The sequence below is a fragment of the Psychrobacillus sp. AK 1817 genome (assembly GCF_008807035.1).
Classification (GTDB): Bacteria; Bacillota; Bacilli; order Bacillales_A; family Planococcaceae; genus Psychrobacillus; species Psychrobacillus faecigallinarum.
Genome location: NZ_CP031739.1, coordinates 1,843,210 through 1,857,686, shown reverse-complemented (window position 1 = coordinate 1,857,686; position 14,477 = coordinate 1,843,210). Strand labels below are relative to the sequence as shown.

13 protein-coding genes and 1 pseudogene are annotated in these 14,477 nt (G+C 39.5%); 11 read left to right on the top strand and 3 right to left on the bottom strand.

Annotated features, from left to right (window positions below):
- Positions 1–13: 13 nt before the first annotated feature.
- Entirely contained in the window at positions 14–958 is a 945-nt protein-coding gene (gene pta, locus D0S48_RS09265) for a phosphate acetyltransferase (protein ID WP_144539793.1), read from the top strand.
- A 20-nt stretch (positions 959–978) separates the two neighbouring features.
- A complete protein-coding gene (locus D0S48_RS09260; protein ID WP_144540042.1) occupies positions 979–1,809 on the top strand; it encodes an octanoyl-[GcvH]:protein N-octanoyltransferase in 831 nt (276 codons plus the stop codon).
- A gap of 139 nt (positions 1,810–1,948) precedes the next feature.
- Here the strand turns inward: D0S48_RS09260 and D0S48_RS09255 are convergent, their stop codons facing one another.
- Positions 1,949–2,572, bottom strand: a complete 624-nt coding sequence (locus tag D0S48_RS09255) for an RsfA family transcriptional regulator (protein WP_144539791.1) — start codon at positions 2,570–2,572, stop codon at positions 1,949–1,951.
- Positions 2,573–2,728: 156 nt separating this feature from the next.
- On the opposite strand from D0S48_RS09255, the gene D0S48_RS09250 reads away from it, so the two are divergent.
- From D0S48_RS09250 to D0S48_RS09240, 3 genes are all read left to right on the top strand, one after another.
- Positions 2,729–2,956 (top strand): YuzB family protein, encoded by a 228-nt coding sequence (locus D0S48_RS09250; protein WP_144539789.1) that lies wholly within the window; start codon positions 2,729–2,731, stop codon positions 2,954–2,956.
- 134 nt (positions 2,957–3,090) lie between these two features.
- Entirely contained in the window at positions 3,091–4,386 is a 1,296-nt protein-coding gene (locus D0S48_RS09245; RefSeq protein ID WP_144539787.1) for an HD domain-containing protein, read from the top strand.
- A 13-nt stretch (positions 4,387–4,399) separates the two neighbouring features.
- Positions 4,400–4,915: a YwgA family protein gene (locus D0S48_RS09240; RefSeq protein ID WP_144539785.1), complete on the top strand. Its 516-nt coding sequence runs from the start codon at positions 4,400–4,402 to the stop codon at positions 4,913–4,915.
- A gap of 19 nt (positions 4,916–4,934) precedes the next feature.
- Here the strand turns inward: D0S48_RS09240 and D0S48_RS09235 are convergent, their stop codons facing one another.
- Positions 4,935–5,120: a 2-hydroxymuconate tautomerase gene (locus tag D0S48_RS09235; RefSeq protein WP_144539783.1), complete on the bottom strand. Its 186-nt coding sequence runs from the start codon at positions 5,118–5,120 to the stop codon at positions 4,935–4,937.
- Between the two features lie 67 nt (positions 5,121–5,187).
- Here D0S48_RS09235 and D0S48_RS09230 point away from each other — a divergent pair, with 67 nt between their 5' ends.
- Positions 5,188–5,703, top strand: coding sequence for a YwhD family protein (locus D0S48_RS09230; protein ID WP_144539781.1), 516 nt, complete (start codon positions 5,188–5,190; stop codon positions 5,701–5,703).
- Between the two features lie 786 nt (positions 5,704–6,489).
- Positions 6,490–6,864: pseudogene (locus D0S48_RS20930) on the top strand (transposase); the annotation flags it as partial.
- Positions 6,865–7,184: 320 nt separating this feature from the next.
- On the opposite strand, the gene D0S48_RS09215 reads toward D0S48_RS20930, so the two are convergent.
- Positions 7,185–9,269, bottom strand: coding sequence for a transglycosylase domain-containing protein (locus D0S48_RS09215; RefSeq protein WP_144539779.1), 2,085 nt, complete (start codon positions 9,267–9,269; stop codon positions 7,185–7,187).
- A gap of 167 nt (positions 9,270–9,436) precedes the next feature.
- Between D0S48_RS09215 and speE the strand changes: the two genes are divergently transcribed.
- From speE to argS, 4 genes are all read left to right on the top strand, one after another.
- Positions 9,437–10,270, top strand: coding sequence for a spermidine synthase (gene speE, locus D0S48_RS09210; protein WP_144539777.1), 834 nt, complete (start codon positions 9,437–9,439; stop codon positions 10,268–10,270).
- Positions 10,271–10,274: 4 nt separating this feature from the next.
- Entirely contained in the window at positions 10,275–11,147 is an 873-nt protein-coding gene (gene speB, locus D0S48_RS09205; RefSeq protein ID WP_144539775.1) for an agmatinase, read from the top strand.
- 1,022 nt (positions 11,148–12,169) lie between these two features.
- Positions 12,170–12,589, top strand: coding sequence for a YwiB family protein (locus D0S48_RS09200; protein WP_151111415.1), 420 nt, complete (start codon positions 12,170–12,172; stop codon positions 12,587–12,589).
- A complete protein-coding gene (gene argS / locus D0S48_RS09195) occupies positions 12,590–14,257 on the top strand; it encodes an arginine--tRNA ligase (protein ID WP_151111413.1) in 1,668 nt (555 codons plus the stop codon).
- The last annotated feature ends 220 nt before the right edge of the window (positions 14,258–14,477 follow it).

Below are 14,477 nucleotides of genomic sequence, written 5' to 3'. Positions count from 1 at the left end.
AGGAGGCGTAGTTATGGCAGATTTATTTGAAGAAATAAAAGATAGGCTAAGAGGCAAAAACATATCTATAATTTTACCTGAGGGAAATGATGAGAGAATCATCGAGGCAGCGTTGAAGTTACAGAAAGAGGGAGTAATTCACCCAATCGTAATAGGCAGTGGTGCAGAAATTACACCTGAACTAGAAGTATTAAATCCTAAAACTTATGAATATATGGACGAGCTCGTGAATGCATTTGTCGAAAGAAGAAAAGGTAAAGCGACACCTGAGCAAGCACAAGAGATATTAATGGATGTCAATTATTTCGGTACGATGCTTGTGTACACAAAAAAAGCTCATGGCTTAGTTAGTGGAGCTGCCCACACAACAGCTGAAACTGTTCGGCCTGCATTGCAAATTATCAAGACAAAGCCTGGTGTATCTAAGACGAGTGGAGCATTTTTAATGGTAAAGAATGACACTCGTTATATTTTTGCAGACTGCGCAATCACTATTGCTCCTACAAGTGAGGATTTAGCAGAAATAGCGATAGAGGGAGCAAAAACAGCTGCTGCCTTTGGTATAAAGCCGAAAGTAGCTATGCTATCCTTTTCAACAAAAGGTTCTGCGAAATCAGAGGAAACGGAAAAGGTCGTTCAAGCGACTATTCTGGCTAAAGAAAGAGCTCCTCATTTGTCGATAGAAGGAGAGCTGCAATTCGATGCAAGCGTTGTTCCTTCTATTGCAGATAAGAAGGCACCAGGTGCTGAGGTTAGAGGAGATGCGAGTGTCTTTGTTTTCCCATCTCTGGAAGCAGGAAATATAGGTTATAAAATCGCAGAACGTCTTGGAGAATTTGAAGCAATAGGGCCGATTCTACAAGGATTAAATGCCCCTGTTAATGATTTATCTCGAGGCTGTAATGCAGAAGATGTATACAAGCTTGCTTATATTACGGCAGCTCAAGCACTAGATTAAGGAGAATAGGAATGTCAGAAATAGATGTTTTATTGGAGCAAAATGCATGGCGCTTTTGGGACCAATCACTGAGTGGGAAAAGCCGTTCAGCGTTAGAATCCTTTGCAGCGGACGATTTACTTTGTCATGTGGTGGGACAAGGACAATCACCGGCAACTGTTCGCACATGGATACATGATCAAACAGTTGTGATGGGAATCCAGGATCATCGGCTACCGTTTGTGGAAGACGCCCAAGATTTCTTGCGTACACGTGGCTACAATCCGATCGTTCGAAATTCAGGAGGACTGGCGGTTGTGTTGGATGAAGGTGTTTTAAATATATCAATCGTGCTATCCGAAAAAAATCATTCCATAGATATATCGACCGGATACGAAGTTATGTTGGCGTTTGTCCAGCTACTTTTTCCAGAGGGAGAAGGTAAAATAGAAGCTTATGAAATTGTTGGGTCCTATTGTCCAGGTTCCTATGATTTAAGTATCGAGGGCAAGAAATTTGCAGGAATTTCACAACGAAGGCTAAGACAGGGAATTGCCGTTCAAGTATATCTTTGTGTGGAAGGAAGCGGAAGCGAACGAGCCCGCCTAATCCAGGAGTTTTACAGTATTGGCATCCAGGGAGAGGAAACTAAGTTTACTTACCCACAGATTAAACCAGATGTAATGGCCTCTCTCAATGAGTTGTTGGAAACAAACTTTAGCGTGCAAGATATTGTAATACGCATACAGAGGTTACTACAGCATCTGTCCAAACAAGTAATCTCGCAATCACTTACTCAAGAGGAAGCGGAATTATATCAATTCTATTTAGAAAGAGTGCTAAAGCGAAACCAAAAAATGCTAGAAGGATGAGAGACGGCATAGTATCTTAGTTTTTGGCTAGCGTCCACAAAGTGTTACTGTTAGGGTCTCTATGATCGGCTAATTGCTTGTTATACTTGTATAGACCACTGCAAGATTTATAATAGACATAGAAAAAACCACCAATCGATTAAACGGTTGGTGGTTCTTTTGTTACTAGATTGCCGTTTTTCTCCATTTGAAATACTGGAACAGCTGGCATCTCTTCATCATTTAAAGTTACTAGACGTCGAGCGCGGTTCATAATCTGAACAAATTGCTCGTAATCTTGTTTAATCGCTGCGTTTTCTTTTTCAAGTTTTGCAAGCTCGCTTTCTAACTTACGAATCTTTTCGTTCGAAATAGTTGCCATATGGCGGTATCTAGAAATATCTGAATCACTGTGCTGTAAACGTACTAGATAAGCAATAATTATATCTATGGATAATGCTGATACAGGAATAGATTGAGTGCGTTCTCCTTCTTCCTGAGGCTTAGCTAAGTAGATTCCATTTCCTCTACGACGATAATCCTTACCTAAAATACGTAGCTTTTCTTTTCGTTCTTTCTTCGCATCCTTTAGCTCTGTTTCATATTGATGGCGAACTACTGCATTCCATCTAAATCCACAGGCTGCGGCAGTACGATTTAACTCGTCACCTGCTTCTTCAAATGCGTTTAGCTGTGTACTACCTTCTCGAACGTGTCGTAACACTAATTCTGCTAACAATTCATCGTTTTCTCTCATCCATGCGTCTTGTCTTATCTTTACCATGTTTGTCCTCCTACCATGTTCATAGTTTCGTTGTTCTATTAACATCATGGACAACATATCGCTCTTTTATTCACGTAATTTACACTTGATAGCAATATAAACTTTAAGATACAATGACGTGTAGACAATATCTATTTATAGAAAGGGTTGTGTACTATGGCAAACCATTTTCGAGTTTGCGATGAGTGTCAGGCCGTTAACCTAAAAACATTAATTCCAAAACTAAAAGCAATCGATCCAGAGGCAGAGGTTGAAATAAAAGAATGTCAGTCATACTGTGGCCCTGGCCGCAAGAAGACATTTGCTTTTATTAATAATCGTCCAGTAGCAGCTTTAACCGAAGACGAATTAATGGAGAAAGTACGCGCCAAGCTGGAGTCATAATAATAGACATTCTTTGCAAGAAGGTTATCCTATATGTATTGAACTATTGCCGCCTTTTCATAAGCGGCTTTTTTCTTTATACTTAATAGTTAATAGTAATTAGCTTTTTTTATATAGAGACTGGAGGGTGACAAATGAGCTATGCTACACAAAAGCTAGCAGAAGAAAAAGTATTTAAAGATCCAGTCCATCGTTATATTCATGTACGCGACCAAGTGATTTGGGATGTAATCGGCGCTAAGGAGTTCCAAAGGCTTCGACGTATTAAACAGCTGGGCACTACCTATCTAGTATTCCATGGTGCAGAGCATAGCAGATTTAATCATTCACTAGGTGTATATGAAATTGTACGACGAATCGTGGACGATAGTTTTGAAGGAAGACCTGCGTGGGACCCCTCTGAAAGACTGGTAGTTTTGTGTGCAGCACTTCTACATGATTTAGGTCATGGACCATTTTCTCATGCATTTGAAAATGTTTTTGGCTTGGACCATGAGGAATTTACGAAACAAATCTTACTTGGAGATACAGAGGTAAATGAAATTCTTTCAAGGGTGAGCGATGACTTTCCACAAAAAGTGGCGGATGTCATTGGTAAAACGTATCCGAATAAACAAGTTGTAAGCTTAATCTCCAGTCAAATAGATGCAGATCGTATGGATTACTTGCAAAGAGATGCTTATTTTACCGGGGTAAGCTATGGGCATTTCGATATGGAGCGGATTTTACGAGTTATGCGTCCGTTAGATGATCAAGTGGTTATCAAATCTACTGGGATGCACGCAGTGGAAGATTATATTATGAGTCGTTATCAAATGTATTGGCAAGTATATTTTCATCCAGTTTCCAGAAGTGCAGAAGTTATTTTAACGAAAATTTTACATCGTGCGAAAGCGTTAAGTGAAACTGGTTATGCCTTTGAACAGCAGCCTACTCACTTTTTGCGTTTTTTTGATAATAGCTTTACCCTACAGGATTACCTTGCGCTAGATGAGGGAGTTTTATTGACTTATTTCCAACTATGGATGAACGAGAAGGATTCTATCCTATCTGATTTGTGTAATCGCTTTGTGAATCGTAAGCTGTTCCAATATATAGAGTTTGATTTGGCAAAGGATTACGTAAAAATGAAGGAGTTAGAGCAGCTATTTAAACGGGCTGGAATCGATCCAGAGTATTACTTAGTATTTGATTCGTCCTCCGATTTACCTTACGATTTTTATCGTCCAGGGGAAGAGGGAGAACGTATTCCTATTCACCTTCAAATGCCAAATGGAGAAATTAGAGAGCTCTCTCGCCAGTCAGAGGTAGTAGAGGCTATTTCAGGGAAAAGACGCACAGACCATAAATTATATTTTCCCGAGGACTTCTTAACAGCAGATGGCAAGAAGAAGGCATTAAAGAAACAGATACTCGATTTACTAAAATAGAGGTGGGTTTGTATTGTTAGAGGAACATGCAAAAATTGTACAATTTATCGGAGCAGCAGACGGGATCACGGGAAGAAAGAAACTACAGAAAATGGTCTATATTGCTAAGAAGTTGCAGTTTCCATATAAAGAGAAATATGATTTTCATATTTATGGGCCATACTCAGAAGAGTTAACATTACGTGTAGAGGAGCTTTGTAATATGGGCTTCTTGCAGGAGGAACGACAAGACAAAGGCTCGTATGTCCAATACAAATATCAAATGACGGATGCAGGGGAACATTTTATGGAAATGGCTCAGGTACCTGAGGCAAGTCCAGCATTGAAGATATGCATTGAGCAAATGAAAGAAAAAAGCTCCCGTTTTCTAGAGCTAGTTTCTACGCTATTATACTTTGAGAACTTTCCAAAGGAAGAACAAATAGAAAAAGTTCACGTTGTAAAAGGGAAATTGAATTACACAGAGGAAGAAATTGAAGAGGCTTTCTCTTTTGTGATGAATTTGATGAATGAAAAAGCTATCCACTAGGGATAGCTTTCTAAGGTAATTATTTATCGCTTAAAAGAGTACCAGCTACAGCGTAATGGTTTTTAGGCATCTCTTCGATGAACACAACTACATTCTCAACGGGTGCATTAGTTGTTTCTGCAACTACCTCAGTCACTTTTTCTACTAATGCGCGTTTTTGGTCATCGGAACGACCTTCTAACATTTTTACAGTTACATATGGCATTTCGTTACCTCCTTTGTAGAAATTATCAGTATACTTAACATCATAACAGAGTGAAAGGAGTTTACGCATGACTAATGAAGAAAAACCAAAACAAAAAGTAGGATTTACAATTATAAAAAATGACCCAACAGACGGGCATAAGGGATTTGGAATTGGCTCTCTATCTCTAGAGAACGTATCTCCAGTCATTATAGATATAGAAGAAGGCACAGCAAAAGTAGAAATAGGTGCCATGCATGCTAGAAGCGATACAGAAAGAGGTATCAAGTTTACTACAAATCGTGAGGATTCCGAAGGCGGTAAGCCCTATTGGCTAGTCTGGGTAACAATTGACCATAAAGCGGACGGACCATATTACGCGGGAGTAGCAGCATGTGAGATGGTGGTTAATCGGGAGAAGCGACGTGGCTATAAGATTTTAGCAGACCATGTAAATCGAATGGATAAATCGATGAAACGACAAATTTTAGTCGATTTTATGGACAATCGCTCAAAAGAAATCTTAAAGAGTTTCCTACAATCCCATAACCTAGAAATCTGGGAAAGAAGCGATATCAAGCTTCACCAAGACCTTGAGATATGATATTAAAATAATTTATAGTTCAATTCGATTATAATTTAGTCCGTTTAGGTGGTTGAATAAATCGAAAAAAGAAAGTACAATTTACTTAAAGCTTACTTCACAGTAATGCTAGGACACTTAGTAATATGAGTAAGTAGCGGGCTGGGAAGCATTGTGAAACCCAATCCAAAACATTCCTACCTTAAGCAGAAAGTTATACTAAGAAAAAGCTTTTCACTCTCTTAGGAGGGTGGAAGGCTTTTTATTTTGTGCTAAATTAGCATATGCTTCTTCAAAGGTGCTTATCTAGCCTTAGTGTATATGCTGATTGCTTGAAAAATAAAGAATACATTTGTTTGATTTTCGCTCTTTGCGAACCCGTTCGGCGGGGGAAAGTGCTTGCTGCATGTTATTACAATGAGTAGAAGTTAGTCACTTCATCTAAAGAAGGGACTAAGTAATCTTTTATGGAGTAGTTACAATTTCATTTATTGTACTTATTAAAACTGAACTTTCGATTATGAGTAATCTTACAAATGTAAAAGAGCTGCAAAACGCTTGCAGCTCTCATACTGTAGACAAACACCATGAATTTTGGTGTTTTGCCTACAATCTTTTTTCTTTTAAGAGATAAAGCTAGAAATGTTGATCTCCGCTGCGAGCGGACGCTTTCCGCGGGCACGGCTTCAGCCGCTTCCCTCGCTACGCTCAGTCCAGGGTCTTCAGCTCGCGCTATTCCCGCTGGAGTCGCCGCTCTCCGCTCCAATCAACAGTGCTTCCTATTAAAGGAATGAGGGGATGGATAGGATGGCCAAGAATCAAACTCAATGAACGCGAACAGTTGGAGATACTGACCATAGAGCAGTTGGTTCCTAAAGACCATCTGGTGCGCAAACTGGATGCGGCAATTGATTTCTCCTTTATCTATCGATTAGTTGAAGATCTTTACTCAACCATTGGGAGACCCAGCATAGATCCTGTAGTACTGAGCCAGGTGACATTCATCTATTACACCTTTGGTATCCGTTCCATACGCCAGACAAACAAGGAAATTGAAACGAATGTGGCATACCGTTGGTTTCTAGGATTCGGCTTTCATACAGAGGTTCCTCACTTCTCCATGTTAGGTAAAACTATGTCATACGTTTCGCAGATACTGATCAGTTCGAGCAGATCTTACATACCGATCAACCACAAAGGAAGGATAGTGCACGCATAGTAAGAATCACCAAAAAATGATTCAACGCCACATATGGCATGACTACCTGGATGTAGCTGAGGACTTGAGACACAACCATGAAAGAAGTATATGGAAAGAGTAAAGAAAAGCATGGTATGCGATGGACAACCCTAAAGGAATTAAAAAAATTGTCCATGCAGGCGATGCTGACTTAAATCTTAAGAAACTAGCCAGTTTGACATGGAAAACGCCAACCATGGCGTAATAAGAACCAAAATGAAAAGCTGCAAAATGCTTGCAGCTCTTTTTTTTCTAATACGTTTTAATTTCCAAAGAAGGAGAATGGGAAGATAGACCATGGCTCATCATTGTCTCCGTTTTCATCCGCTGTAAGATCTTCAAAGGTATGCTGTTTCAAACGTGGATCTGTACAAAGCTGTTTCGGAACATCCTTCTCCTTTAAGTAAATAAGTCTCTGCTTATCGCAATCAGCTGTTGCAATTCCGCCAGTTTCAATGTCAACTATGACTCCTCGAACTCCCGCTGGAGCAATAAACGGTTCTTCTGGCAATCCGCGATGAACCAGCTCCATGAACTCAATCCAAACCTGCTTGGTCACCTGCTTTGCTTCGGCATCGCTTACCGCTTTTCCTTGATCGTAGCCGTTCCAAACCCCAGTAGTAAGCTGAGGGGAGAAGCCAATTAAATATTGGTCAGTATTTGTTGTTCCTGATTTAGCCGCGTAAGGACGAGTTTGTTTTGCACGAATGCTAATACCAGTTGCCGGGGAGTAATCATTAAAGGTAGGATCAAAGGTTCCTGTCATTAAGTGAGACAAAACAAATGCATCCTCTTCTAATAGCACCTTCTTACCCTTACGTTTTTCCTCTGTGACGTCATACAATACTTTTCCATCATTGTCAGTAATCTTAGTAATATATGTTGGTTGCATCTGAACCCCTTTATCCGATATTGTGTTATAAACCTTTGTCATGTCTAGTAAGGATACTTCGGGTGTTCCTAAGGCAACGGCAGGTGTATGGTCAATTTCCATATTGATGTTAAAGCGCTCGACCAACTGTTCTAAAGGCTTATAGCCTATTTGCTCTAATGTTTTAACCGCATAGATATTATCAGAGATGGCAATAGCCTGAGCCATGGAAATGGGATGATTAGCAAACTCTCCATTTACATTTTTGGGCTCATATTCTCTACGTCCGTTATCATAGGTAAATATTGTTCGTTCACTTTTTAAATAGGTTAATGGAGAAAATCCATTTTCTAGAGCAGCCGCAAATAATAAAGGTTTAATCGTTGAACCAGGCTGTCTTTTTGCCTGTGTAACCCGGTTGAAGGGACTTTCTGTAAAACTTCGTCCCCCAACCATAGCAGTAATGTAACCTGTTTTTGGTTCCATGCTGACGAATCCAATTTGTAGCTCGCCCTCAGGCATCCATTTTTTTATAGTTTCTTCAGCTGCCTGTTGATGCTTTTGATTTAATGTGGTCGTAATCGTCCAACCGCCCTCTTCAATACGGCGCCCCTTGGTCTCTACAATATTTGTTGCTTCCTTCCATACCTCTTCTAAAAAATATGGTGCTGTCTTTTTAGTAACTACTGATTCCTCGGTTTTTAATACAAAATGCTCTTGATTTGCATGTTCTTTTTGCTCAGCAGTGATAAACTGCTGATTATTCATAAGTTGTAAGATTAGCTTTTGACGATTGACTGCTTTTTCCTCATTAACTAAAGGGGAGTAATGGGTAGGACCTTTTGGAATTCCCATAAGAAGAGCAGACTCTGCTAGAGTTAAAGACTTAGCGCTCTTCCCAAAATAAAACCTGCTTGCAGCCTCTACTCCGTACATCCCATGTCCAAAGTAAACAGTGTTCAAATAGCCCTCTAAAAGTTCATCCTTCTCGTAGAAAATTTCTAACCGATAGGCATATAATGCTTCATTCAATTTACGAGTCCATGATTTCTCGTGGGTTAAAAATACATTACGAGCATATTGCTGAGTAATTGTACTGGCTCCCTCTACTTTTTTGCCAGCCTTTACGTCTTTTAGAAGAGCCGATGCAATCCGAGAATAATCAAATCCATTATGCTCATAAAATTCCTGATCCTCGACAGAAATAGTAGCCTGCGGTATGAAAGGCGACATTTCATCAAGAGATACCCAGTATCTACGTTGATCCTCAAAGCGGTCTCCAATAACATTATCCTGACTGTCTAAAAAAACAGAGGAAATAGGAACTTGTATTATAGGGGCACCAACAATTTGAGCGTAAATGCGAAGGGTGACCAGGGCACTTAAAACTGCACAGCTTGCGGCAATTCCTAACAAAAATACTCTTTTTACTCTTTTATTTCGAGTTGCCTTCTTTTTATATTGCGAGCGCTTCAAAAAATCCACCCCGTTTTCATCCATGTTTCTAACAGTATGAGAACAATAGATTCAAATTAAACGGGAAAACAAAAAACTATTGCACTTTTGCCAAAAACCTCTATACTTTCTTTGTATTTACTTTTTTGATAAAGTAAAAGAATTATGTATTGGAAGGAGATAGATAAATGGCTGGATTTTGGTTTACAGAAAAGCAAACCGAGAATTTTGGCATCACAATGAAGGTGAAACGCACACTTCATACTGAGCAAACGGATTTCCAACTGTTAGAAATGGCAGAAACAGAAGAATGGGGTAACATGCTCTTTTTAGACGGAATGGTTATGACGTCTCAAAAGGATGAGTTTGTTTACCATGAAATGGTGGCACATGTTCCTTTATTTACACATCCAAACCCAGAAAACGTATTAGTTGTTGGTGGGGGAGACGGTGGAGTAATTCGTGAAATTATGAAGCATCCAAAAGTAAAAAAAGCGACACTTGTTGATATAGATGGAAAAGTAATAGAGTACTCAAAAAAATATTTACCAGAGATTGCTTGTGAATTAGAAAATCCTCGTGTAGATGTGCAGGTTGGAGACGGCTTCATGCATATTGCTGAGTCTGAAAACGAGTATGATGTTATTATGGTAGATTCAACTGAACCAGTGGGACCAGCAGTAAATCTATTTACAAAAGGATTCTATGCTGGTATTTCTAAGGCACTAAAAGAAGATGGTCTATTTGTTGCTCAATCGGACAACCCTTGGTTTAAGGCAGACTTAATTCGACAGGTCCAAAAGGACGTAAAGGAAATATTCCCAATTACAAATATGTATTTAGCTAATATTCCTACGTATCCAAGTGGTCTTTGGTGCTTTACAATTGGCTCGAAGAAATATGATCCACTACAGGTTCCAGAGGAACAATTCTTCGATATTGATACAAAATATTATACAAAAGAGCTTCACAAAGCAGCATTCGTTTTACCGAAATTTGTGAAAGACCTTGCAGGAGAGTAAGCCAATGCGATTTGATGAAGCATACTCAGGCAATGTATTTATAAAAAGTAAGCAAAACTACGAAAAAGCTCAGGCAGTTATTTATGGTATGCCGATGGACTGGACAGTAAGCTACCGTCCAGGATCTCGTTTTGGGCCACAACGCATTAGAGAGGTTTCTATCGGACTAGAGGAATATTCGCCATATCTTGATAGAGAGCTAGATGACGTAAACTATTTCGATGCAGGGGATATCCCACTTCCATTTGGAAACGCAGCGAAAAGCCTCGAGCTAATCGGTGATTACATTCGTCAATTGTTACAAGATGGGAAAATTCCAGTTGGCATGGGCGGAGAGCATTTAGTCTCTTGGCCAGTAATGAAAGCTGTGGCAGACAAATATGATAATTTAGCAATTATCCACATGGATGCGCACACCGATTTACGTGTGGAATATGAAGGAGAGCCACTATCTCACTCAACTCCAATCCGTAAAATCGCAGAATATATTGGTCCAAAAAACGTCTACTCATTTGGAATTCGTTCTGGAATGAAGGAAGAGTTCGACTGGGCTAAAGAAAATGGCATGCAAATCGCCAAATTTGAAGTGCTAGAGCCATTGAAGGAAGTACTTCCGACACTAGAGGGTCGTCCGGTCTATGTAACAATTGATATCGATGTGCTTGACCCAGCACACGCACCAGGCACAGGAACTGTAGACTGTGGAGGAATAACAAGCCGCGAGCTGCTAGCCTCCATCCATGCTATCGCAAACTCAGGCGTTAACGTAGTAGGCTTCGACCTTGTAGAAGTAGCCCCAATCTACGACCAATCGGAGCAAACCGCCAACACTGCATCGAAGCTAATGAGAGAAATGCTACTAGGATGGGTTAAATAGAAAATAGTCTCCATTATTCTGCGTAGCTGAACAAAGTGAAGCGGAAGCAAACCGCCAACACTGCATCGAAGCTAATGAGAGAAATGCTACTAGGATGGATTAAATAGAAAATAGTCTCCCTTATTCTGCGTAGCTGAACGAAGTGAAGCGGAAGCAAACCGCAATCACTGCATCGAAGCTAATACGCGAAATGATTTTAGGATGGGTAAAGTAGAAAGTAAAATCTAAATGTATCTGCGACGAGCTGTGCGCAGGAGCAAACCGCAAACACTGCATCGAAGCTCCTACGCGAAATGATTTTAGGCTGGGTAAAGTAGAAAGTAATATCTAAATGTATCTGCGACGATCAGTACGCAGGAGTGCAATTTAATAAAGTATAAAAGTGATGTTCTTTAATGGACATCACTTTTTTTGTATTGAGTAAAATTAAAATGATATTTATAACTATTTATTCCATTACTCTAACAAACAGCTGCTAATAGTGTATAGTGTTTAAGGTTTAGTTGTAACTTAAGCGAAATTTAAGCTATAATATGAAGGTTATATTAACAAACTTCTTTTAAAAGTTATAATTAGTAATTAGGTTTGAATACTAACAATTGTTTAGTTGATTGTAGCGGCAGTCGGCGACTCCAGTGGGATGAGTGAGGCAGATAAGACATCACAAATGACGTGCAAGCGACGGTGATGACTTATCGCCCACGAAAAGCGCCCGACTAAAGCGGAAATCTGCCATCTATTCTATTCATGCAAGCAATTTATATTTGATGGATATCGTATAATTTTTTTCACTCTAGCTAATCTCATATATACTCATCTTATGATTGTAGCGGCAGTCGGCGACTCCAGTGGGATGAGTGAGACAGATAAGACATCACAAACGACGCGCAAGCGGCGGCGGTGGTGGCTTATCGCTCACCCCACGGAAAGCGTCCGACTAAAGCGGAAATCTACCATATATTCTATGGAAGCAAGCAATAGAAATTAAATAAATCATTAATATGCTCTAAAGGATGAAGTCCATGTCTGAACCATTAAAAAAATCAGTTGAAGTTCGTTTACGATCAACGATCCAACACCCCAAAGCAAAAAAAGAATTCTTTGACATTCGCACTACGGGCGTTCTAACCTTAAAGGGAGAGCAGCCTTATTTAGTTTATGAGGAAGTGCAGAATGAAAAAGCTGTTAGAACAACAGTCAAATTACATGAGGAGTCTGCTTTAATATTGCGAAGCGGTGGCGTTAAAATGCGTCTTCCATTTCAAAAGGGAGAGCAGCAAACCGGTAGCTATGACACAGGTTACGGCACCTTCATGATTTCAACAAATACAAAGCATTTACAATTCAAGGATGGTCATTTTCTAGTACATTATGAACTAATAGTGGATGAAGAAGTGGTCGGTACATATAAATTAGAACTAACATATTCGGAGGCGGAATAAATGAACGCAGTAGAAAAAGTACAACAATCTATTAAGGAAGCATTACAACAAGCAATTCTTAAAGCAGAGCTTGTGACAGAAGAGCAGCTCCCATCTGTTCATCTGGAAACACCAAAAGACAAAGCAAATGGCGACTACGCAACAAATATTGCTATGCAATTAACAAAAATTGCGAAGAAAAACCCTCGTCAAATTGCAGAAGCAATCATTGAAAATCTTAATATGAATGGCACAATGATGGAGAAAGTTGACATTGCTGGTCCAGGGTTTATGAACATTACAGTACGTAAAGATTATTTACAAGATGTTGTGAAAGCTGTCCTTACTGAAGAAAAAAATTACGGACGTACGAAATCCGGGGCTGGAGAAAAAATTCAAGTGGAATTTGTTTCTGCCAATCCAACAGGTGACCTACACCTAGGGCATGCTCGTGGAGCTTCTGTGGGAGATTCCTTATGCAACGTATTGGACTTTGCCGGCTATGATGTTTCTCGTGAGTATTATATTAATGATGCAGGCAATCAAATCAATAACTTAGCCGTTTCTATTGAAGTGCGATATTTTGAAGCATTAGGTATGGAAAAGGAAATGCCAGAAGACGGATATCGAGGACAAGACATTATCGATATTGCTGCTGACATTGCAAAAGAGCATGGGGATAAATTTGTTCATATGTCAGATGAGGAACGTTTCCAAGCATTCCGTACACATGGTTTAAAAGTTGAATTGGCGAAACTTCAAAAGGATCTATCAGACTTCCGTGTAAGCTTTGACAATTGGTTCTCGGAAACCTCCTTATATGAAGGCGGAAAAATTGATATTGCATTAAACAAATTACGTGAAAACGGTCATATCTTTGAAGAAGAGGGGGCAACCTGGTTACGCTCTACTACATTTGGAGATGATAAGGATCGTGTACTTATTAAAAGTGATGGCTCATTCACTTATTTACTTCCAGACATTGCATACCATGAGAATAAGCTGGCTCGTGGCTTCGATCAGCTCATTAATATTTGGGGAGCAGACCATCACGGATACATTCCGCGTATGAAGGCTGCTTTTGAGGCACTTGGATACGAACGTGAAAAGCTAGAAGTATCTGTTATCCAAATGGTTCAGCTATATAAAGACGGCGAAAAAATGAAAATGAGTAAACGTACAGGTAAAGCTGTAACGATGCGTGAGCTTGTGGAAGAAGTAGGATTAGACGCTGTGCGTTATTTCTTCGGTATGCGTTCCGGTGATTCTCATATGGACTTTGACCTTGATTTAGCCGTTTCTCAATCCAATGAAAACCCAGTGTACTATGCGCAATACGCACATGCTCGTATTTGTTCTATTTTACGTTCTGCAGAAACACAAGGAATGAAGGCGTCTACAAATTCCTTGGAGTTATTGCAAAGCGAAAAAGAACTTGATCTATTGAAAAAAATCGGTGACTTCCCACAAGTTGTAGCGGATGCTGCGAAACTTCGTGCACCTCACCGTGTAGCAACCTATATCCAGGAACTAGCAGCAACATTCCACAGTTTCTATAATGCAGACAAAGTACTAAACGCTGACAATGTGCCTCTTTCAGAAGCACGTCTTGCGCTAGTAACATCTGCACGCCAAACAATTGCAAATGCATTAAAACTAATCGGAGTATCTGCTCCAGAAAAAATGTAATTAAAACTCCTAGAGGCATTAAGAAACCAATTCTTAATGCCTCTTTTGTTTGTTTATTAGTTTAATCAAACAGATTAAAAAGGAAAATAACAAGTTTATAAAAAGCAAGAACTTGAGCCAAGATGTTCCGAATGATGTCTGCTCGTCACCACTTTTTCATTTATCAATAAAAATACTTTAAAAAACAATATTTATTTATTCTAAAACGATAAATATTATA